Genomic DNA, 20,184 nt, shown 5'->3' on the forward strand with positions numbered 1-20,184 from the left:
CCTTGGGGAACCATGCCGTCGTCCTCCTCAGCCACCCCCGATCTCCGCCGAGCCCGAAACGAACTCTTCGCCCGTCTCGACGATGTCGGCACCCTCGACGCCCATCGTCTCCGGTCCCGGGTCCAGCGTGCCCGGGTGGACCAACTGGATGACCTCGGACGGAGGATCGACGAGGCGGCCGAGCGCGTGCGGCGCCGATCAGAGTCGATCCCCACCCCCCGCTACCCGGAACAGCTCCCGGTCAGCGCACGCAAGGACGAGATCGCCGAGGCGATCCGGGACAACCAGGTGGTGGTGATCGCCGGCGAGACGGGGTCGGGCAAGACCACCCAGATCCCCAAGATCTGCCTGGAACTCGGGCGCGGGGTCAAGGGCATGATCGGCCACACCCAGCCGAGGAGGTTGGCCGCCCGCTCCGTCGCCGAGCGGATCGCGGACGAGCTCGGGGTGGAGATCGGTGGCCCGGTCGGGTCCGCCGTCCGCTTCGACGACCGCACCAGCCCCGAGACAGCGGTCAAGCTCATGACCGACGGTGTGCTGCTCGCCGAGATCCGGCGTGACCGGCTGCTGCGGGCCTACGACACGATCATCATCGACGAGGCCCACGAACGCAGTCTCAACATCGACTTCCTGCTGGGTTATCTCAAGCAGATCCTGCCCCGTCGCCCGGACCTCAAACTCGTCATCACCTCCGCCACGATCGACCCGGACCGTTTCGCCCGTCACTTCGCCGGCGCGGAGGGGCGCCCGGCCCCGGTCATCGAGGTCTCGGGGCGCACTTATCCCGTGGAGGTCCGGTACCGGCCCCTTCAGGTCGTACACGCCGATCGCGTGGTCGACCTGGATCCCCTCGACGCGCTCGCCGACGCCGTTGCGGAGCTCCTACGCGAGGACGATGGTGACGTACTCGTGTTCCTCTCCGGTGAGCGTGAGATCCGCGACGCCGAGGAGGTGCTGCGGGGCCGGAAGTTCCCGGGCACCGAGATCTTCCCGCTGTTCGCCCGCCTCACGGCAGCAGAACAGCAGCGCGCGTTCCGGGCCCATTCCACCCGGCGGGTGGTCCTGTCGACCAATATCGCCGAGACCTCGGTGACCGTGCCCGGCATCCGCTACGTCGTGGACACCGGCCTGGCGAGGATCTCCCGCTACTCCACCCGGACCAAGGTGCAGCGACTACCCATCGAACCGGTGTCCCAGGCCTCCGCCGCGCAGCGCGCGGGACGCTGCGGCCGCGTCGCCGACGGGATATGTATCCGCCTCTACTCCGAGGAGGACTTCGACTCGCGACCGGAGTCCACCGACCCGGAGATCCTGCGCACGAACCTCGCCTCGGTGATCCTGTCGATGGCGGATCTGGACCTGGGCCCCGTCGACGACTTCCCGTTCGTGGAACCCCCGGACCGCAAGGCCGTCCGGGACGGGCTCACCCTGCTCTCCGAACTCGGGGCCGTCAGGGTCGACGACGACGAGCGCCCTCACCTGACCGAGGTGGGCCGTGACATGGCGGCACTCCCCCTCGATCCCCGACTCGCCCGGATGGTGGTCGAGGGCCACCGCAACGGTTCGCTGTCGGACGTGCTGGTGGTGGTCGCCGCACTGACGGTGCAGGACGTCCGCGAGCGTCCCGCGGAGGAGCGGGACAAGGCGGACCTGCTGCACCGCCGCTTCGCGGACAAGACCTCCGACTTCCTCGGATATCTCAATCTGTGGAGGTACATCACCGAGCAGCGCCGTGAGCTGTCCGGCAGCGCCTTCCGAAAGATGTGCAAGGCGGAGTATCTGCACTGGCTACGCATCCGAGAGTGGCAGGACCTCAACTCCCAGCTGCGGAGCATGTGCCGTGAACGAGGGTGGCGTCCCGCGTCCGGACACGCTGCGGAGGACGACCTTCACAAGGCGGTCCTGACCGGTCTGCTCACCAATGTCGGTATGCGAGACGAGGAGACGCGCGAGTTCCGGGGCACCCGGGGCATCCGGTTCCAGGTGTTCCCCGGGTCGGACCTGTCCAGGAAGCCTCCCCGCTGGGTGATGGCATCCGAGCTCGTCGAGACGTCCCGGTTGTGGGCGCGTGATGTCGCCCGGATCGATCCGGGGTGGATCGAACAACTCGGGGGTCACCTCACCCGCACCCAGTACTCCGAACCGCACTGGTCGGACGCCCAGGGTGCGGCGATGGCGTATGAGAAGGTGCTGCTGCTGGGATTGACCGTGGTGGAGGCGCGGCGGATCCTGCTCTCCAGGGTCGACGCCCCGCTCGCCCGCGAGATGCTCGTCCGCCACGGGATCGTGGAAGGACGCCTGGATACCCGGGTCCCGGTCATCCGCGAGAACGCCGAGGCCGTGGAGCAGGCCCGTGAACTGGAGACGCGGAGCCGCCGTCGGGATCTGGTGATCGACGACGAGGCAGTGGTGGCCTTCTATCTCGATCGCCTGCCCGAGGACATCACCTCCGGCCGGCATCTGGAGTCCTGGTGGAAGAAGCGTGGTCATCGCGACCAGGAGGCCCTCCGTCTCACCCCCGAGGACATACGCACCTCCGAGGCGGTGCCCGATGCCGCCGATTTCCCGCCCCTCTGGCGTCAGGGAGAGCGGAGTTTCGAACTGCGGTACGCGTTCGATCCGGGCGTCACCACCGACGGGATCACGGTGCGCATCCCGCTGCCGCAGCTGTCCTCGGTCACCACCGCCGGGTTCGAATGGCTGGTGCCGGGGCTGCGGGAGGAACTCTATACGGAAATGCTCCGCACGCTGCCCAAGTATCTGCGTCGACTGTGTTCTCCGCCCGCCGAGTTCGCGTCGCTGTTGGCGGGAGACGTCTCGCCCCGGTCCGCCCCGTTGTCCGTCGCGCTCGCGCGGGCGCTGTCTGCTCGGATCGGTACCACGGTCGACCCGCGTGACTTCGATCAGAACCAGCTACCGGGCCATCTCCGGATGCGTTTCGAGGTGGTCGACGGGGACGAGGTCGTGGCCTCCGGAACAGATCTCGCGCAGTTGAGGACCCGGTTGGTGGACAGGGTACGGGCGACCCTCAACGCCCGTCTGGTACCCGGCAAGGGGCCCTACCGGGAGTGGACATCCGATACCATCGGCGACCTCCCGCAGTCGGTCACCGGCTCGGTGGACGGGGTCGAGGTGACCGTCTACCCCGCCCTGCGTGTCGGTGGGGACGGAATCCACCTCGTGGCGTGCGCCACGGAGGACGAGCGTCGATCCACTCAGGCGTCGGCGGTGCTCACGCTGGTCTCGGCAGGCCTGGTCTCCGCGGCGTCGATTCTGCGCGGCCGTCCGGTCCAGCAGCGACTCGCGCTCACCCAGTACCCGCACGGCGGGATGGAATCCCTGGTGTCGGATGCCTCGCTCGCCGCGAGTGGGCGGATCATCGCCCGGCGAAAGGGCGCACCGGTTCTCACGGTCGCGGAGTTCCACGAACTCCAGGTCACTGCGCGGGCGGAGGTCCCCGGTGCGGTGGCGTCCGCGATCTCGTCGGCGGTTCCCGCGCTGATGTCCGCCCAGTCCGTGTCGGGCCGTCTGGCGGAGGCGCCGGCAGACGTCGCCGACGAGGTCCGTCCTTCACTGGACTTCCTCGTCGGGCGCGGATTCCTCGCGCGCCATCCCTCGGATGTGCTTCCACATCTGGAGCGACATGTACGGGCAATCGGCCTCCGGTTGGACCTCGCCGAGAAGTCACCCGCCCGGCACGGCGAACTCACGGCGAAGCTGAACCGCTCCGAGTCGATCGTCGAGGAGGCGTGCGCCGCGCTGCGACAGCGGCCGGGTGGCGCACGGGCGTGCCGGGACCTGCGGTGGATGCTCGCCGAGTACCGGGTGGGACTGTTCGCGCAGTCGCTTGGTACCGCCCGGCCGGTATCGGCAGAGCGGATCGACAAGGCGGTGGCGGCTGCGCTCGCCCCGCGGTCGTCCCGATGATGCCGCGTGGTCAGCGGCTCGCGCGGCGCTCCCGGAGGGCGATGATCTCGCGTTCGAAGTCGTCGGCCGAGCTGAACTGCTTGTACACGGACGCGAACCGCAGGTAGGCGACTTCGTCCAGATCCTGCAGAGGGCCCAGGATGGCGAGCCCGATCTCGTGGGCGGGAACCTCGGACGCACCGCCGGATCTCACAGCGTCCTCGACCTGTTGGGCGAGGCGACGCAGAGCGTCCTCGTCAACCGATCGTCCCTGGCACGCGCGGCGGACACCGCGGACGACCTTGTCCCGACTGAACGCCTCGGTCACCCCGTTACGTTTGAGAACCGTCAGCAGAGGCGTCTCCAGCGTCGTGAACCGGTGTCCACACCGGGGGCACTCCCGGCGACGCCGGATCGCCTGACCCTCGTCGACGGATCGTGAGTCGATTACCCGGGAGTCCTCGTGGTGGCATGTCGGGCAGTACATTCCCGTGGGGCCCTTCGTCGACCGGAGTTCACGCGTCCCGGATCGTGCCTGACGAAACGCGGGGGCGGTAGACCACCGCCCACGGTCCATTCTAGGAGGCCCGCTGCCCGGTCACGCGTAGGCGGGTCCACCGAGGAAGGCCACTGCGAGAAGCATGATCACGCCGAATGCGATCCCGCACGCCAGTAGCGCCCAGGCCGGCACGTCGTCGACGACCCCGGTGGACACCGGTGCCTCGACGTGGCACGCCCGCACGCGGTCCGTGGAGACCGGGCGCACGAGCACACGGCGACCCGGGGCGACCGACGTGACGGCGGCCGGACGGGCGGCTATCCGCGGCCGATCGAGATACTCCGCGCGCGAGGACGTGACGGCGGGCCGACTGCCCTCCGGTCGGGCCAGGGTGCGTCGCGGCGCACGGGTGGACCGCACCGACACGTCACCGGGCCGGTCGAGGTGCGCGACCCGTCCACGATGGTCGTCGGGGCAGACCTCGGTCCACCGCGCGGCCGGACGTGTGTGGGACTGAAGCTCGACAACGGTCATGGTGGCTCCCTACTCGATACGGTGTGCGATGGTGCTTCGCACACCTGTATGTGTTCCTCAGTACATCTGTTCGAATCCGAACTCCCCTAGAGTTGTATCACGCGACTCCGACATGGTCACGATTCACAGAGGAATTTCTTCGAACACCTGTGTGGCGCGCCGCAGTCCTTGGCACTAGGGTGTAGACAGATCACAACGTCGAACATCCATTCGCCGAAGGGACCACACGAGATGCCGAAGCCCGATTTCGAGTCGCTGACGGACCGACAGAAGAGCGTTCTGCTCCACATCCACGACACCGTCAAGGAGCGTGGTTATCCGCCGAGCATCCGGGAGATCGGGGACGCGGTCGGCTTGCAGTCCACGTCGTCGGTGGCGCATCAACTCCGCACGCTGGAGAAGAAGGGCTTCCTGACGCGGGATCCGCACAAGCCGCGGGCGGTCGACGTCCACGGTGTCCCGGGGCAGAAGTCACGGGGCCGTCGCTCACCTGCTCCGGAGCCCCAGCGTCCGGGCGGAGCGGTCGAGCCCGTTTACGTCCCCGTGCTCGGCCGGATCGCGGCGGGCGGGCCCATCCTCGCGGAGCAAGCCGTCGAGGAGATCTTCCCCCTGCCGTCGGACCTCGTCGGCTCAGGTGATCTGTTCATGCTCAAGGTCGTGGGCGAGTCGATGATCGACGCCGCCATCTGCGATGGCGACTACGTGGTGGTCAGGCGGCAGAACGTCGCGGACAACGGGGAGATCGTCGCCGCCATGATCGACGGGGAGGCGACGGTCAAGACTTTCCGGAACGACTCGAGCGGAGTCTGGTTGCTGCCCCACAATCCGTCGTTCAGCCCGATTCCGGGCGAGCACGCGACGATCCTGGGCAAGGTCGTGACAGTGTTCCGGAAACTCTGAGTCCCGGTTCGAACGACGCGCCGCCCGTCCCCGCAGGGGTCAGGCGGCGCCGTCATGTGGACCGCGGGCGGCGAACTCGTCCAGTTCGCCGGCCACGGACGCGGGCAGTCGGACCACCAGCCGGGTTCCGTCCTGGGTGTGTTCCTCCTCGACCACCGCGCCCTCGGCGTGGACCCGCGACACCACGTCCCCGCGGGAGTACGGGACGGACAGGGTCACCTCGGTGTCCCCGGAGGCGACGATCTGCGTGATTCGCTCGAGGAGTTCGTCGACACCCTGCCCGGTGACCGCCGAGACGAACACGGCGTCGGGCAGCGCGTGGTGCAACTCGGTGAGGACCACGGGATCCGCGGCGTCGATCTTGTTGATCACCAGGAGTTCCCGAGGCCGCTCCGCGTTCTGCTCCTCGACCACCTCGTTGATCACCTTGCGCACCGCCTCGATCTGGCGGAGCGGGAAGGCATCCGAACCATCCACGACGTGGAGGAGCAACTCGGAGTCGACGACCTCTTCCAGTGTGGACCTGAACGCCTCGACCAACTGGGTCGGCAGGTGTCGGACGAATCCCACGGTGTCCGTGAAGACGACTGCTCTGCCGTCAGGCAACTCGGCCTTGCGCGTGGTCGGGTCGAGTGTGGCGAACAGGGCGTTCTGAACCAGGACGCCGGCTCCGGTGATCCTGTTGAGCAGGCTCGACTTCCCGGCGTTCGTGTATCCGGCGATGGCGATGGATGGCACCGGAGTGGAACGCCGTCGGTGCCGTTTGGTGTCCCGGGCCTGCTTCATACCCTTGATGTCCCGGCGCAGACGGGCCATCCGCTCGCGGATCCGACGCCGATCGGTCTCGATCTTGGTCTCACCCGGGCCACGGAGGCCGACGCCGCCGTTGCTCCCGGCACGACCGCCCGCCTGGCGGGACAGCGACTCGCCCCACCCACGCAGACGGGGGAGCATGTACTCCATCTGGGCGAGGGTCACCTGGGCCTTGCCCTCACGGCTGGTGGCGTGCTGCGCGAAGATGTCGAGGATCAGCGCGGTACGGTCGATGACCTTCACGTTGACCGCCTTCTCCAGCGCGAGCAACTGTCCAGGGGTGAGTTCGCCGTCGCAGATGACGGTGTCCGCGCCGGTCGCGGCGATCACGTCCTTGAGGACGCTGACCTTGCCCGACCCGATGTATGTGGCGGCATCGGGCTTGTCGCGGCGCTGGATGAGCGCATCGCAGACCTCCGATCCCGCGGTCTCGGCGAGCTGGGCGAGCTCGTCCATCGCGGCGTCCGCCTGCGCGGCGGACCCTTCGGTCCAGACACCGACGAGCACGACCCGTTCGAGTCGGAGCTGGCGGTACTCGGCGTCGTTGACGTCCTGGAGTTCGGTGGAGAGCCCCGCCACCCGGCGCATCGAGGATCTCTCCTCGAGCTGGAAATCACCGATGGACGGATCGAGGTCGCGTGTCGGCCGGTCAGCGGCCGTGTGATCAGTAGTCATTCGGGTTCATCTTCTCACACCGGGCCCCCCGGTGTCCCGTGCGAGACGGTGTGCTACCGACCACGGTGGTAATGACCGCGGGCGACGAGTGTGGACGGCCCGGTGAGCGAGGACCCGGCCTCGGTGAGTGAGACCTCCACCTCGCCGCCGGGGACCACCACGACGACGTCGCCCGTCGCCTCCCCCGAGTCTGCCAGCGCGGCGACCGCGGTCGCGACGATTCCGGTTCCGCAGGACATGGTCTCCCCTGATCCCCGCTCGTGGACCCGCATGGAGACCCGACCGTCAACCATCGGGGTGGCGATCTCGACGTTGACGCCGTCGGGGAAGAAGTCCCGGTCATACACCGGGGCCTCCTGCACCGGCAGCCCGGCGAGGCCCGCGGCGTCCAGATCGGGGACCACACAGGCGAGGTGCGGATTGCCCATGTCGACGGCGAGTCCCGCGAAGGTCCGGCCACCGACCTCCGCCGAGGACAGGCCCAGCAGACGCGGCTCCCCCATGTCCACCCGCACCACCGCGTCAACACCCGAGTGTGAGAGGACCTCGGCGGGGCGGGCCCCTGACCGCGTGCCCACCGGGATCGAGCCGGCCTCCGCTCTCCCGGTCGCGACGAGGGCGTGGGCGAAGACCCGGACCCCGTTGCCGCACATCTCCGCGATGGAACCATCGGCGTTGCGGTAGTCCATGAACCAGTCCGCACCGTCCACGCCGGGCGGCAGGGTCGCGAGCACGCCGCGGCCGACGAGGGCTCCGGCGGTCGCGATCCGCAGGACTCCGTCGGCGCCGATTCCGCCACGCCGATCGCACAGTGCTCGTACGAGGTCCACGTCGAGGTCCAGGTCGGCCTGATCGTCCGGGAGGATCACGAAGTCGTTGAGGGTGCCGTGGCCCTTGAGGAAGGCGATACCGTCGGGCTGCGAGGCCTGGCGCGTCGAAGTCATGGCGAAATCGTACTCGCCGGCGGGGACCGTTCCGCACCGTGGAAATGTCGGATGATGCCGGACGGTACGCCCACTAGAGTCGGCCTGGAGAACGGTCCCCTACCTCCAGGAGAGCATCGATGTCCGAACGCATCACTGTCGGCGGAATCCAGGTCGACGAGGTCCTGTACGACTTCGTCAACTCCCAGGCGATCCCGGGCACCGGGGTCGATCCCGACGCGTTCTGGGCGGGCGCCTCCGAGATCTTCACCGAGCTGGCCCCCCGCAATCGCGAACTGCTCGACACCCGCGACCGGTTGCAGTCCCGGATCGACGCCTGGCACCACGAGAACCCGGCGCCGATCGACCCGGGCGCCTACAAGGCGTTCCTGCAGGAGATCGGGTACCTGGTGCCCGAGCCCGAGTCCGTCTCCGTCACGACCGAGAACGTCGACGCGGAGATCGCCACGGTCGCCGGCCCGCAGCTCGTCGTGCCGGTCATGAACGCCCGGTTCGCGATCAACGCGGGTAACGCCCGCTGGGGTTCGCTCTACGATGCCCTCTACGGCACCGACGCGATCCCGGAGTCCGACGGCGCCGAGCAGGGCTCGGGGTACAACAAGGTCCGCGGCGACAAGGTCATCGACTGGGCCCGTGAATTCCTCGACGACGCCGCACCGCTGGCGTCGGGCAGCCACGTGGGATCCACGGCCTACGCCGTGGTCGACGGAGGCCTGCAGGTGACCGTGTCCGACGGGTCGAGCACCCGGTTGGCGGCCCCGGAGAAGTTCGTGGGCTACCTCGGCGAGCCCTCGAGCCCGTCCTCGGTCCTGCTGTGCAACAACGGTCTGCACATCGAGATCCAGATCGACCCGGACTCCCCCATCGGCTCGACCGACGGCGCCGGCGTCAAGGACGTCGTCCTGGAGTCCGCCGTCTCCACCATCATGGATTTCGAGGACTCGGTCGCCGCCGTCGACGCCGAGGACAAGACCCAGGGCTACAGCAACTGGCTGGGGCTCATGAAGGGAGACCTGTCCGAGGAGATCACCAAGGGCGACAAGACCTTCACCCGTGTCCTCAACGACGACCGGGTCTTCACCGCGCCCGACGGTTCGGGTGAGGTCCGTCTCCACGGCCGCTCGATGCTGTTCGTGCGTAACGTCGGCCACCTGATGACCAACCCGGCCGTGCTCGACGCGGACGGCAACGAGATGCCCGAGGGCATCCTCGACGCACTGGTCACCTCGCTCGCCGGCATGCACGGGATCGCCGAGGGCAACGAGCGCCGGAACAGCCGACACGGGTCGATCTACATCGTGAAGCCCAAGCAGCACGGGCCGGAGGAGGTCGCGTTCACCACCGAGCTGTTCGGTCGTGTCGAGAAGCTCCTCGGGCTGTCCGAGAACACCCTCAAGGTGGGCATCATGGACGAGGAGCGTCGCACCTCGGTCAACCTCGCCGCCTGCATCGCCGAGGCCACCGAACGAGTCGTGTTCATCAACACCGGCTTCCTCGACCGGACCGGCGACGAGATCCACACCTCCATGGAGGCCGGGCCGATGATCCGCAAGGGCGAGATGAAGGGCGCCCGGTGGATGAACGCCTACGAGGACTTCAACGTCGACACGGGTCTGGCGTGTGGCCTGCGTGGCCGCGCCCAGATCGGCAAGGGCATGTGGGCCAAGACCGACCTCATGGCCGAGATGCTCGCCGAGAAGATCGGCCAGCCCCGGGCCGGCGCCAACACCGCGTGGGTGCCCTCCCCGACCGGCGCCACGCTGCACGCCACCCACTACCACCGGGTCAACGTCATGACGCGTCAGGAGGAACTCCTCGCCGGGGGTGCCCGCGCGAGTGTCGACGACATCCTCACCGTCCCCCTGGCCCCCTCCACGGACTGGACGGAAGAGGAGAAGAAGGAGGAGGTCGACAACTCCTGCCAGACCATCCTCGGTTACGTCGTGCGGTGGGTCGAGCAGGGAATCGGTGTCTCGAAGGTGCCGGACATCCACGACGTCAACCTCATGGAGGACCGCGCCACCCTGCGGATCTCCTCGCAGATGCTGGCCAACTGGATCCGCCACGACATCATCACCGCCGACGACGTCGAGGATTCGCTGCGCCGGATGGCCGAGATCGTCGACAAGCAGAACGCCGGCGACGACGCCTACCGGAACATGGCACCGGACTTCGAGAAGTCCATCGCCTGGCAGGCGGCCCGGGAACTGATCCTCGAGGGCACCAGGCAGCCGTCGGGTTACACCGAGCCGATCCTGCATCGCCGTCGTCGCGAATTCAAGGCCGCCAACGCGGGCTAGACCGGCGCCGGCCGACCCGCCGACCCGCCGCGGAATCCGCCACCTCCGCCCGACCTCCGATCCCGCGCCAGTGGGGCCGGATCCGGGCGGTGGGTGGCGGATTCGCCGCTGTCACGGCCAGAAGCGTCCGGCTCCGGGCCCGATGGCGTCCGGCCCAGGGTCCCGTGGGCTCCGGCGGGTGGGCACGCTCGAGGGCGGGAGGTCAGGGGACGAGCCCGGCCACGGCCGCACGAAGGATCGCGACGGCGGCGTCGCGGCGATCGCGCGTGAACCTGGCCTCGGGCCCGGATGCCGACACCGCGAAGGCGGCGTCCCCGGTACCCACCGCGATGGCGACGCAGCGGACGCCCTCCTCCTGCTCGGACTCATCGGTGGCGAACCCCGCCTGTCGCACCACCCGCAGCTCCTCGATCAATCTGTCGGGGTCGACGATGGTCGAGTCGGTGAAGCGGCGCATGCCCGCCCTGTCGAGCATGCTGCGGACCTCGTCGTCGTCGTCGCCCGCGACCAGGGCCTTGCCCACCGCCGTGCAGTGCACGTCCACCCGTCGGCCCACCTCGGTGAACATCCGCATCGAGTGTGGGGACGGCACCTGGGCGAGGTAGACGACCCCGTCGCCCTCCCGGACGGCGAGGTTGGCGGTCTCCCCGGTGCCCTCGACCACGGCGGTGAGCACCGGCACGGCCCAGGACGCGGTGGCGCGTCCGGCGACGTCGCCGATCCGCTGGAGACGCGGTCCCAGCAGATAGTCGCGGCCCGCGTCGCGCCGGAGGTGACCGCTCTCCGCGAGCGTGCCGCACAGCCTGTGGACGGTGGCGGCCGCCAGGCCCGTGTCGGAGACCAGGTCCCCGAGGCTCGCCCGGCCCCCGCGGATGCTCAGCGCGTCGAGTAGGTCGAAGGCGCGGTCGACGGACTGGACCCGCGAGCGCCCGGATCCGGGGCTGCTCACCGCCGGCCCTCCCCGAGGATCCCCAGCGCGGTCTCGAGCGGCCGGGGTGCGTCGGCGTCGCGTCCGTGGGTGTCGGTGTCGATCCACCGGATCCGGTGATCCCGGCCGAACCACGACCGCTGGCGACGGACGTAGCGGCGGGTCCCGATCACCGTCCGTTCCTCGGCGCGGGCCGCCCCGGCGTCGTCGATCCGCTGCTGTGCGTCCATCTCGTCGAGCACCTGGGCGTAACCGATCGCGCGTCGTGCGGTGACGCCCCGGAGCAGTCCGACTCCCACGAGCCGGCGGACCTCCGGGACGAGCCCGTCGGCGAACATCGCGGCCGTACGCGTCGTCAGCCTCTCGTCCAATTCGGGCAGACCGCAGCGCAGGCCCAGCATGCGCGTGCCCCAGCGCGGCTCCCCGATCGTCGGTCGGGAGGCGGAGAACGGCTTCCCGGTGAGTTCCACGACCTCCAACGCGCGCACGGTGCGCCTGGGGTCGCTGGGGAGGATGGTCTGCGCGGCCTCGGGGTCCACCTCGGCGAGTTCGGCGTGCAGGGCCTGCACCCCGATCTGTTCGAGGCGACGTTCGTAATGGGCCCGGACCTCCGGGTCCGTGTCCGGTATCGACCACCCGTCCACGAGCGCCTGGATGTACATCATCGACCCCCCGCACAGGATCGGCACGTGGCCGCGATCGCGGATCTCGGAGATCTCACGTTCCGCCTCGGTACGGAAGTCCGCGACACTGGCGGTCTCGGTGACGTCCAGCACGTCGAGCCGGTGGTGCGGGATCCCGCGCCGCTGAGCCGGCGCGAGCTTGGCGGTCCCGATGTCCATCCCGCGGTACTGCTGCATGGCGTCGCAGTTGACGATCTCCCCGCCGAGTCGCTCGGCGAGGCCGAGCGCCAGCTCGGACTTCCCCGTCCCGGTCGGCCCCATCACGGCGACGGGAACACGCCCGGTCATGACGGTGCCCCGGGTTCGCCGGGAGTGGCGGCCGGCGCGTCGACGACCACCGTGGCATTCGCGGCGGCCTCCGGTGGCCACCACGCGCTGTGATACCCCACCCCGAATGGCGCCCAGGACAGGGCCTCGACAGCCGTGCGGTCCGCGACGAGGTCCGCCAGGACGCGCCACGCGGGCCGGCTCCACCAGCCGATCTCGTCGGCCACCGGCTCGCCGGGGTCCGGGAGCTCGCCGGAGCTGCGCAGCCATCGGGTGAGCTCCTCGTCGAGGGCGATACCGCGGGGATCCTCGGGGACGGGAGCTCGCGGAGTGAGGGAGGCGGGGCCGTCGGCGACGACGACGACGAGGTCGTCCGACACCGGCGTGGGGGTGGGCTGCGCTCCCCCGGTCACGCCGATGAACCTCCTCGGGAGGTCGATACCCGCCAGGTCGAGCAGCCACCAGGCGATCAACGCCGGGTCGGGAACAGTCCCGTGCGGCGCCGGCGGGGCACCGGGCGGACCCACGGGCACGTCGACCCCCCACCTGGAGAGCGAGGAGCGCATGTCCCCGAGACCTCTGCCCGCGCGGTCGGTCCCCAGGACGACGACCCGTGCCGCGCCGCGCCCGGCCCGGCGGAGCATCTCGCATATCGCGGCCACCCCGCTCTCGGTCTCGGCGACCGCAGAGCCGGACAGCTCCGGCACGAGGACCGGCGCTCCGGGGACCAGGACGACAGAGGGGCTCACACCCGGAAACCCTACTGACCGCCCCCGACACCGCGGAACGGACCCGTCCGGGGATACCGCGGGGATACGCCGGACACCCGGGCGGAGGTTGGTACACACTAGGAGGATGCCGTCTCCTCGAAACGGGGCGGCGAGGCGATGACCGGTGCGATCCCGGTGATGGTGCCGTGACACGCGGCAGAAGGAAACGAGGACGACATGACCGAGCAGTCACCCACCGCCCAGGGCGGATCGAGTTCGGGCGGAGCGAGTTCGGGCGGAGCGACCCCGATCCCCGGTCCGAGGCCGGGTGCGCCATCCCCCGCCGCGCTGGCACGCAAGGTGGCACCGCGGCCGACCCCCGCGGGCACCCCAGGGTTCACGCGCGCCTCGGACGCGTCGCAGTGGGGTCGCGTCGACGAGTCGGGCGCGGTGTTCGTCCGGACCTCCGACGGTGAGCGTCAGGTCGGGTCGTGGCAGGCCGGTGCTCCCGAGGAGGGCCTCGCGCACTTCGGTCTGCGCTTCGATGACCTCGCCGCCGAGGTCGCTCTGCTCGAGACCCGTCTCGAGTCCCATCCGCAGGACGCCAGGAAGACCCGCGCCTCGGCGGAGACCCTGGCGGAACAGATCCCCACCGCCGCCGCCGTGGGCGATCTCGATACTCTCGCCGCGCGTGTGGCTGCGGTGATCGAGCGTTCCGGCGAGGTCGAGGCCGTGTCGAAGCAGCGCAAGGACGAGCAGCGGGCGGCCGCGATCGCGCGGAAGGAGGCGTTGGCGGACGAGGCCGAGGAGATCGGGGCGTCGTCGACTCAGTGGAAGTCCGCCGGGGACCGTCTGCGCGAGATCCTCGAGGAGTGGAAGACGATCCGGGGTATCGACCGCAAGACGGACGACGCCCTGTGGAAGAGGTTCTCCAAGGCCCGGGAGGCGTTCAACCGTCGCCGGGGCTCGCACTTCGCCGAACTTGACCGCAACCGCGCCTCGGTCAAGAAGGTCAAGGAGGACCTGGTGGAGAGGGCGGAGGCCCTGTCCGGGTCCACCGACTGGAACGACACGGCCACGGCGTTCCGTCGTCTCATGGACGAGTGGAAGGCCGCCGGCCGGGCCCCGCGGGAGGCCGATGAGGCCCTGTGGAAGCGGTTCAAGGCCGCCCAGGACACGTTCTTCGACGCCCGCCATGCCGCCGCTGCGGAACGGGACGCCGAGTTCGAGACCAACGCCCAGGCCAAGGAGGCCCTGCTCTCCGAGTACGAGGGCCGGATCGATCCTACGGCCGACCTGGGTGCCGCCCGGTCCGCTCTTCGGCAGCTGCAGTCGCGGTGGGAGGAGATCGGCAAGGTCCCGCGCGAGCGGATGGGTCAGCTGGAGGGGCGTATCCGGGCCCTGGAGAAGCGTGTCGCCGATGCGGCGGACACGGAATGGCGTCGTACCGACCCGGAGGCCAAGGCCCGCGCCGGCCAGTTCTGGGACCGGGTCCATGACTTCGAGGAGCAGGCCGCGAAGGCGGACGCTGCGGGCAAGAACAAGGACGCCGAGAGCGCACGGGCCCAGGCCGCCCAGTGGAAGGAGTGGGCGGAGGCAGCCGAGAAGGCGGTCGACACCCGCTGACGCGCCCCACCGGCGGACACCCGCCGACGCGCCCCACCTGCGGCCACCCGCCGACGGGCGACGAGAACCCGCAGACGAGAAGAGCCCGGCCCGTCACGACGGGGCCGGGCTCTTCTCGCGCCGGTCATCAGACGGCGCGACGTCCGGGAGGTCGGTTCAGCGCCCGTCTCCGTGACGGGCGTTCTCCTCGAGCGTGATCTGCTCCGGGGTCCGCGCCCACAGCACGCTCGCCAGCGTGATGACCAGAGCGAACACGATGATCTCACTGACGTAGAGGCCGATGCTGGGCCCGCCGAAGTCCTGCACATCAGGGTTGGGGCCGCGACCGGACTGGCGGAGCCAGATCGCCAACACGCCGTAGACGGCGGACACGCACGTCGCGCTCCAGGCGATCCCGGCGGCCCACCACTTCTGGGTCATGATCATCGCTGCCCCGAACGCGATGGTGCCCACGGAGTACAGCAGGACGAACAGATGGGACGGCAGGGTCGTGTACTGCTCACGCGCCACGTCGGTGAAGAACAGGACGTCGAGGCCCCGCACCCCCTCGCTGTGCGGCAGGGCCAGGGCCACGGCCAACAGCACGATAAGGACGGCGGACGCCAGGTAGGCCCGCCCGATCACGAGGGTGCGCCCGAGGACGCGGTCACGGTCCCGCATCTCCGATTCCGCGTTCCGGGTGACTTCCATGATCCCCGCGATCGGATCGGGGCGCTTGTCGGTGCTCACGTGGGGCATCCCTTCTCGGTGGTGACTGGGGCGCTGACGGTGTCGCGCCGGAGCGTGGGAAGCCCGAGCCCGACCCCGATGGGCGGGGTCTCGGGCTTGTGGCCCGCCTCGTGACGATCGCCGGCCCGGGTTGCTCGGTGGCTGAGCACCCCGTCATCGGCGAGCAGGTGGTGCGGGGCCGCGGCGGTGACCCGGGTGGTCACCACATCTCCCGGACGCACCCGGTCGGCGTGGTCGCCGATGGGGGCGAAGTGTACGAGCCGACCGTCGCGGGCCCGGCCCGACATCCGGGCGGTGGCCGCGTCCTTGCGGCCCTCGTCGGCGGTCACGAGGAGCTCGACGACGCGCCCGACCTGCTTCTGGTTCTCCTCGAGCGTGATGCGCTCCTGGAGCTCGATCAGCCGCTCGTAGCGTTCCTGGACCACGGCCTTGGGGATCTGGTCCTCCATGGTGGCCGCGGGGGTCCCCGGGCGGGGCGAGTACTGGAAGGTGAACGCGCTGGAGAACCGCGCCTTCTCGACCACGTCGAGGGTGGCCTGGAAGTCCTCCTCGGTCTCCCCGGGGAACCCGACGATGATGTCGGTGGTGATGGCCGCGTGCGGCATGGCCGCGCGGACGCGCTCGATGATCCCGAGGAAGCGCTCGGACCGGTAGGAGCGTCGCATGGCGCGCAGGACGCGGTCGGACCCGGACTGCAGCGGCATGTGCAGTTGCGGGCAGACGGTGGGTGTGGAGGCCATGGCCTCGATCACGTCGTCGGTGAACTCCGCCGGGTGCGGCGAGGTGAAGCGGATCCGTTCGATCCCCTCGACCCGGCCGGCCGCCCGCAATAGTGAGGCGAAGGCTCCCTTGTCGGAGGGCTCGTCGGGGTCGTGGAAGGACCGCCCGTACGCGTTGACGTTCTGGCCGAGCAGCGTGACCTCGAGTACGCCCTCGTCGGCGAGCGCCTGCACCTCGGCCAGTACCTCGCCGGGCCGACGATCGACCTCCTTGCCGCGCAGGGACGGAACGATGCAGAACGTGCAGGTGTTGTTGCATCCCACGGACACCGAGACCCACCCGGCGTACGAGGACTCGCGGGTGGCGGGCAGGGTCGAGGGGAAGTGCTGCAGGGAGTCGGCGATCTCCACCTCGGCCCGCTCGTTGTGGCGGGAGCGGTCGAGGAGCGTCGGCAGGTGTCCGAGGTTGTGGGTGCCGAACACGACGTCGACCCACGGTGCGCGGGAGACGACGACGTCCTTGTCCTTCTGCGCGAGGCACCCCCCGACGGCGATCTGCAGGCGGGGGTTCGTGTCCTTCCACGGCCGCAGATGACCGAGGGTGCCGTAGAGCCGGTTGTCGGCGTTCTCCCGGACCGCGCAGGTGTTGAACACGACCAGATCGGGAAGGTGACCTCCGGCCGGATCGGCGTCGCCCTCGAAGGGGACGTACCCCGCGGCGTCGAGGACCCCGGACAGACGCTCGGAGTCATGGACGTTCATCTGACATCCGAAGGTGCGAACCTGGTAGGTCCGGCGGGCGTCGCCCTCGGCATGCGCGTCCTGCGCCGCCGCCTGCAGGTCGGTCACGAGAGTATCCACGCAGGCCAGGGTACTCAGGGCGATGCGTGGGCCGCCAATTCGGCGTCCACGACTTTCACCGCCAGCCCCGTCGGATAACCCCGCCGGGCCAGGAACGCGATGAGCCTGCGCCGCTCGCCCTGCACGTCCGGCCCGGAGAATGCGGCGCGCGGCCGGCGATCCAGCCGACCGCGTACCAGTTCGGCGGCCTCCCGGCGATCATCCGACTCGTCGATCTCGCCGACCGCCCGGGCGATGTGCGCCTCGGCCACGCCCTTGTCCCGCAGCTCGCGCTCGAGGGCGCCGCGCGAACGGCCACGGCGTCTCCTGCGGCCACGTACCCACTCCTCGGCGAAGTCGGCATCGTCGACCAGGCCCCACGCCCTGACCCTGCCAAGCGCTTCGTCGACGGCCTCCGCGGCGTACTCCTTGTCGAGCAGCCGCTCGCGCAACTCGTGCTCGCTGCGCGGCCGGTAGCGCAGTAGTCGGAGCGCGGCGTTCGCGGCCTCGTGCGCTTCGGGGGCCAGGGGCGGCAGGTCCGAGGACCCGGAGGGCCTGGCCTCCACTGCGGCGATCGCCGTACGGAGTTCCTCCGCCCCGGGCGCCCCGGCGCCGCGGGGCCCGCGGGTGTCCCTGCCCGACATCAGAACTCGACGGGCACCACGTCGATCGGCGCGTCCTCGTCGGACTCCGCCTCGATCTCGGCGATCTCCGCCCCCGCGCCGATATTGAGCTTGTCGAGGATCTTCCGCTCGATCTCGTCCCGCACCGACGGGTTCTCCTTGAGGTACCGACGGGCGTTCTCCTTGCCCTGGCCCAACTGGTCCGGTCCGTAGGTGAACCAGGACCCCGACTTCTTGATGAAGCCGTTGTCCACGCCCATGTCGATGAGCGAGCCCTCGCGACTGATCCCCTCGCCGTAGAGGATGTCGAACTCCGCGATCTTGAACGGCGGCGCGACCTTGTTCTTGACGACCTTGCACTTGGTGCGGTTACCGACCGCGTCGGCACCGTCCTTGAGCGTCTCGATACGGCGCACGTCCAACCGCACCGACGCGTAGAACTTCAGCGCCTTACCACCGGTGGTGGTCTCCGGCGAGCCGAACATGACGCCGATCTTCTCGCGCAGCTGGTTGATGAAGATGGCGGTGGTGCCGGTGTTGTGCAGCGCGCCCGTCATCTTCCGCAGGGCCTGGCTCATGAGTCGCGCCTGCAGGCCGACGTGGCTGTCGCCCATCTCCCCCTCGATCTCGGCACGCGGCACGAGCGCCGCCACGGAGTCGATGACCAGAATGTCGATCGACCCCGACCGGACGAGCATGTCCGCGATCTCCAGGGCCTGCTCACCCGTGTCCGGCTGGGAGACGATGAGGTTGTCCGTGTCCACGCCGAGCTTGCGGGCGTACTCCGGATCCAGGGCGTGCTCCGCGTCGATGAACGCCGCGATCCCGCCAGCCGCCTGCGCGTTGGCCACGGCGTGCAACGCGACCGTGGTCTTACCCGAGGACTCCGGCCCGTAGATCTCCACGACGCGTCCCCGGGGGAAGCCGCCCACGCCCAGTGCCACGTCGAGGGACAGTGCCCCGGTCGGGATGACCTGGACCGGCGGCCGGTTGTCGTCACCCAACCGCATGACCGAGCCCTTGCCGTAGGCCTTGTCGATCTGCGCGAGGGCCAGTTCCAGCGCCTGTTCGCGATTCTGGGCCACGCCCGTCTTGGTCCCCGACTTCGCGGTGGTCTTGGGTGCCATGGTGCTCTCCGTTCCTGCGCGACCCCCGGCGTCCGGCCGATCGGTCTGGGTGGTGATTCAGTTGCGGACGTTACGGGCCGGGTACGACACGAACGTCTCGCGCGAACCCGGCGACCGCTTTCCTGTGGAGGAAGGGCGCCCTGTGGACGGGGCGAACCGTCATCACGTGGCACCCAGTGTAGGCGAACGGGTGTTCGAGGTCGACCGACACGCCGCGGACGGAGCGCTAGTGCAGCTGTTCGGGTACCTCGAACTCGGCGCACAACGCCAACCACACTCGCTTGACGGGGAGGCCGGCGTCGATCGCCTCGAGGGCGGTCCTCCCGCCACACTCCGCCAGATGGTGCGATCTGGTCAGACTGTCGGCGCGGAGTTCACCGAAGGCCTCCACGGTGCGTGCGCGGAACTCGGTCAGGGTCACGTCTCGCCCTCCCCTACGGACGACGACGGGCCGCCGGCGTGGTCGCCGACGGCCCGTTGCCGCGAGATCACTGCTGTTCGGTCTGCGCCTGCTGCTGCTGCTGCGGCGCCGGCTCGGACTGGCCCTGGCCGAGCTGGCCGGTGGCACCGGTACCGGACCCGAGTTGGCCGCCCTCCGCCATCGACGCGCGGATCTGCTCGAGGCGGCTGTGGCCGGCCATCTGGGTCGAGGCCTGCTCGACCTCGAGCATGCGACCCTGCACCGAGTTCTGTGCGAGTTCGGCCGAGCCCAGGGCGTTGGCGTACCGACGCTCGATCTTGTCGCGGACCTGGTCGAGGTTCGGGGTGTTGCCGCCCGAGGACAGCTCCGACATCGACTGCAGGGAGGCGCTGACCTGCTCCTGCATCTTGGCCTGCTCCAGCTGACTGAGCAGCTTGGTGCGCTCGGCCACGCGCTGCTGGAGGACCATCGCGTTCTGCTCGACGGCCTTCTTGGCCTGGGCGGCGGCCTGGAGCGACTGGTCGTGCAGGCCCTTGAGGTCTTCCACACTCTGCTCGGCCGTGACCAGTTGGGCCGCGAACGCCTCCGCGGCGTTCTCGTATTCGGTGGCCTTGGCCGCGTCACCTTTCTGGCGCGCCTGCTCCGACATCTGCAATGCCTGCCGGGTGGAGCCCTGGAGCTTCTCGATCTCCGCGAGCTGCCGGTTGAGCTTCATCTCCAGCTGGCGCTGGTTGCCGATGACCGCCGCAGCCTGCTGCGAGAGCTGCTGGTGCTGACGCTGCGCGTCAGCGATCGCCTGCTGGATCTGGACCTTGGGGTCGGCCTTCTCGTCGATCTTCGAATCGAACAACGCCATGAGGTAGCGCCATGCCTTGGTAAACGGATTGGCCATCGCTGCGTAGTGTCCTTCTGCCGATTCGGACGACGGGTCTGTTCAACG

General features: G+C 69.6%; 17 protein-coding genes. 4 read left to right on the forward strand and 13 right to left on the reverse strand.

Annotated features, from left to right (window positions below):
* Positions 1 to 12: 12 nt before the first annotated feature.
* On the forward strand, positions 13 to 3,927 hold the full coding sequence (gene hrpA, locus J1M64_RS01165; RefSeq protein WP_206472253.1) for an ATP-dependent RNA helicase HrpA: 3,915 nt from the start codon (positions 13 to 15) through the stop codon (positions 3,925 to 3,927).
* Positions 3,928 to 3,937: 10 nt separating this feature from the next.
* Here the strand turns inward: hrpA and nrdR are convergent, their stop codons facing one another.
* Entirely contained in the window at positions 3,938 to 4,393 is a 456-nt protein-coding gene (nrdR, locus tag J1M64_RS01170) for a transcriptional regulator NrdR (RefSeq protein WP_069389083.1), read from the reverse strand.
* A 111-nt stretch (positions 4,394 to 4,504) separates the two neighbouring features.
* A complete protein-coding gene (locus J1M64_RS01175; RefSeq protein WP_206472255.1) occupies positions 4,505 to 4,939 on the reverse strand; it encodes a hypothetical protein in 435 nt (144 codons plus the stop codon).
* A 189-nt stretch (positions 4,940 to 5,128) separates the two neighbouring features.
* On the opposite strand from J1M64_RS01175, the gene lexA reads away from it, so the two are divergent.
* Positions 5,129 to 5,839, forward strand: coding sequence for a transcriptional repressor LexA (lexA, locus tag J1M64_RS01180; protein WP_372509910.1), 711 nt, complete (start codon positions 5,129 to 5,131; stop codon positions 5,837 to 5,839).
* A 39-nt stretch (positions 5,840 to 5,878) separates the two neighbouring features.
* Here the strand turns inward: lexA and hflX are convergent, their stop codons facing one another.
* Together hflX and dapF are read right to left on the reverse strand one after the other, a co-directional pair.
* Positions 5,879 to 7,327, reverse strand: a complete 1,449-nt coding sequence (gene hflX / locus J1M64_RS01185) for a GTPase HflX (RefSeq protein WP_067717780.1) — start codon at positions 7,325 to 7,327, stop codon at positions 5,879 to 5,881.
* Between the two features lie 53 nt (positions 7,328 to 7,380).
* Positions 7,381 to 8,271, reverse strand: coding sequence for a diaminopimelate epimerase (gene dapF, locus J1M64_RS01190; RefSeq protein WP_206472257.1), 891 nt, complete (start codon positions 8,269 to 8,271; stop codon positions 7,381 to 7,383).
* A gap of 119 nt (positions 8,272 to 8,390) precedes the next feature.
* On the opposite strand from dapF, the gene J1M64_RS01195 reads away from it, so the two are divergent.
* Positions 8,391 to 10,571, forward strand: coding sequence for a malate synthase G (locus J1M64_RS01195; RefSeq protein ID WP_206472259.1), 2,181 nt, complete (start codon positions 8,391 to 8,393; stop codon positions 10,569 to 10,571).
* A 202-nt stretch (positions 10,572 to 10,773) separates the two neighbouring features.
* On the opposite strand, the gene J1M64_RS20285 is transcribed toward J1M64_RS01195, so the two are convergent.
* Genes J1M64_RS20285 through J1M64_RS01210 form a run of 3 tightly spaced genes read right to left on the reverse strand, consistent with a single transcriptional unit; the run spans position 10,774 to position 13,198 of the window.
* On the reverse strand, positions 10,774 to 11,520 hold the full coding sequence (locus tag J1M64_RS20285) for an IclR family transcriptional regulator (protein WP_154827615.1): 747 nt from the start codon (positions 11,518 to 11,520) through the stop codon (positions 10,774 to 10,776).
* Positions 11,517 to 12,470 (reverse strand): tRNA (adenosine(37)-N6)-dimethylallyltransferase MiaA, encoded by a 954-nt coding sequence (miaA, locus tag J1M64_RS01205; RefSeq protein ID WP_206472261.1) that lies wholly within the window; start codon positions 12,468 to 12,470, stop codon positions 11,517 to 11,519. The genes J1M64_RS20285 and miaA overlap by 4 nt, the downstream gene beginning before the upstream one ends.
* Positions 12,467 to 13,198 (reverse strand): hypothetical protein, encoded by a 732-nt coding sequence (locus tag J1M64_RS01210; RefSeq protein ID WP_256819459.1) that lies wholly within the window; start codon positions 13,196 to 13,198, stop codon positions 12,467 to 12,469. Before J1M64_RS01210 ends, miaA begins: the two co-directional genes overlap by 4 nt.
* Before the next feature lie 198 nt (positions 13,199 to 13,396).
* Between J1M64_RS01210 and J1M64_RS01215 the strand changes: the two genes are divergently transcribed.
* Positions 13,397 to 14,785, forward strand: a complete 1,389-nt coding sequence (locus J1M64_RS01215) for a DUF349 domain-containing protein (protein ID WP_206472263.1) — start codon at positions 13,397 to 13,399, stop codon at positions 14,783 to 14,785.
* Positions 14,786 to 14,941: 156 nt separating this feature from the next.
* Here the strand turns inward: J1M64_RS01215 and J1M64_RS01220 are convergent, their stop codons facing one another.
* From J1M64_RS01220 to J1M64_RS01245, 6 genes are all read right to left on the reverse strand, one after another.
* On the reverse strand, positions 14,942 to 15,523 hold the full coding sequence (locus J1M64_RS01220; RefSeq protein ID WP_206472265.1) for a hypothetical protein: 582 nt from the start codon (positions 15,521 to 15,523) through the stop codon (positions 14,942 to 14,944).
* Positions 15,511 to 17,082 carry a tRNA (N6-isopentenyl adenosine(37)-C2)-methylthiotransferase MiaB gene (miaB, locus tag J1M64_RS01225; protein ID WP_206472629.1) on the reverse strand — a complete coding sequence of 524 codons (1,572 nt, stop codon included), beginning with the start codon at positions 17,080 to 17,082 and terminating at the stop codon, positions 15,511 to 15,513. The genes J1M64_RS01220 and miaB overlap by 13 nt, the downstream gene beginning before the upstream one ends.
* Positions 17,083 to 17,108: 26 nt before the next feature.
* On the reverse strand, positions 17,109 to 17,717 hold the full coding sequence (locus J1M64_RS01230; protein WP_206472267.1) for a regulatory protein RecX: 609 nt from the start codon (positions 17,715 to 17,717) through the stop codon (positions 17,109 to 17,111).
* Complete coding sequence (recA, locus tag J1M64_RS01235; protein WP_067717750.1) at positions 17,717 to 18,823, reverse strand: recombinase RecA; 1,107 nt, start codon at positions 18,821 to 18,823, stop codon at positions 17,717 to 17,719. The genes J1M64_RS01230 and recA overlap by 1 nt, the downstream gene beginning before the upstream one ends.
* 226 nt (positions 18,824 to 19,049) lie before the next feature.
* On the reverse strand, positions 19,050 to 19,244 hold the full coding sequence (locus tag J1M64_RS01240; protein WP_067717747.1) for a DUF3046 domain-containing protein: 195 nt from the start codon (positions 19,242 to 19,244) through the stop codon (positions 19,050 to 19,052).
* Between the two features lie 67 nt (positions 19,245 to 19,311).
* A complete protein-coding gene (locus J1M64_RS01245; RefSeq protein WP_120283435.1) occupies positions 19,312 to 20,136 on the reverse strand; it encodes a PspA/IM30 family protein in 825 nt (274 codons plus the stop codon).
* Positions 20,137 to 20,184: the final 48 nt, after the last annotated feature.

Source organism: Dietzia sp. KRD202 (genome assembly GCF_017168155.1).
GTDB classification, from domain to species: domain Bacteria; phylum Actinomycetota; class Actinomycetes; order Mycobacteriales; family Mycobacteriaceae; genus Dietzia; species Dietzia kunjamensis.

Coding starts and splice junctions, on each gene's coding strand:
- hrpA (WP_206472253.1), top strand. CDS start 13: ATGCCGTCGTCCTCCTCAGCCACCCCCGATCTCCGCCGAGCCCGAAAC.
- nrdR (WP_069389083.1), bottom strand. CDS start 4,393: ATGTACTGCCCGACATGCCACCACGAGGACTCCCGGGTAATCGACTCA.
- J1M64_RS01175 (WP_206472255.1), bottom strand. CDS start 4,939: ATGACCGTTGTCGAGCTTCAGTCCCACACACGTCCGGCCGCGCGGTGG.
- hflX (WP_067717780.1), bottom strand. CDS start 7,327: ATGACTACTGATCACACGGCCGCTGACCGGCCGACACGCGACCTCGAT.
- dapF (WP_206472257.1), bottom strand. CDS start 8,271: ATGACTTCGACGCGCCAGGCCTCGCAGCCCGACGGTATCGCCTTCCTC.
- J1M64_RS01195 (WP_206472259.1), top strand. CDS start 8,391: ATGTCCGAACGCATCACTGTCGGCGGAATCCAGGTCGACGAGGTCCTG.
- miaA (WP_206472261.1), bottom strand. CDS start 12,470: ATGACCGGGCGTGTTCCCGTCGCCGTGATGGGGCCGACCGGGACGGGG.
- J1M64_RS01215 (WP_206472263.1), top strand. CDS start 13,397: ATGACCGAGCAGTCACCCACCGCCCAGGGCGGATCGAGTTCGGGCGGA.
- J1M64_RS01220 (WP_206472265.1), bottom strand. CDS start 15,523: ATGCCCCACGTGAGCACCGACAAGCGCCCCGATCCGATCGCGGGGATC.
- J1M64_RS01230 (WP_206472267.1), bottom strand. CDS start 17,717: ATGTCGGGCAGGGACACCCGCGGGCCCCGCGGCGCCGGGGCGCCCGGG.
- recA (WP_067717750.1), bottom strand. CDS start 18,823: ATGGCACCCAAGACCACCGCGAAGTCGGGGACCAAGACGGGCGTGGCC.
- J1M64_RS01245 (WP_120283435.1), bottom strand. CDS start 20,136: ATGGCCAATCCGTTTACCAAGGCATGGCGCTACCTCATGGCGTTGTTC.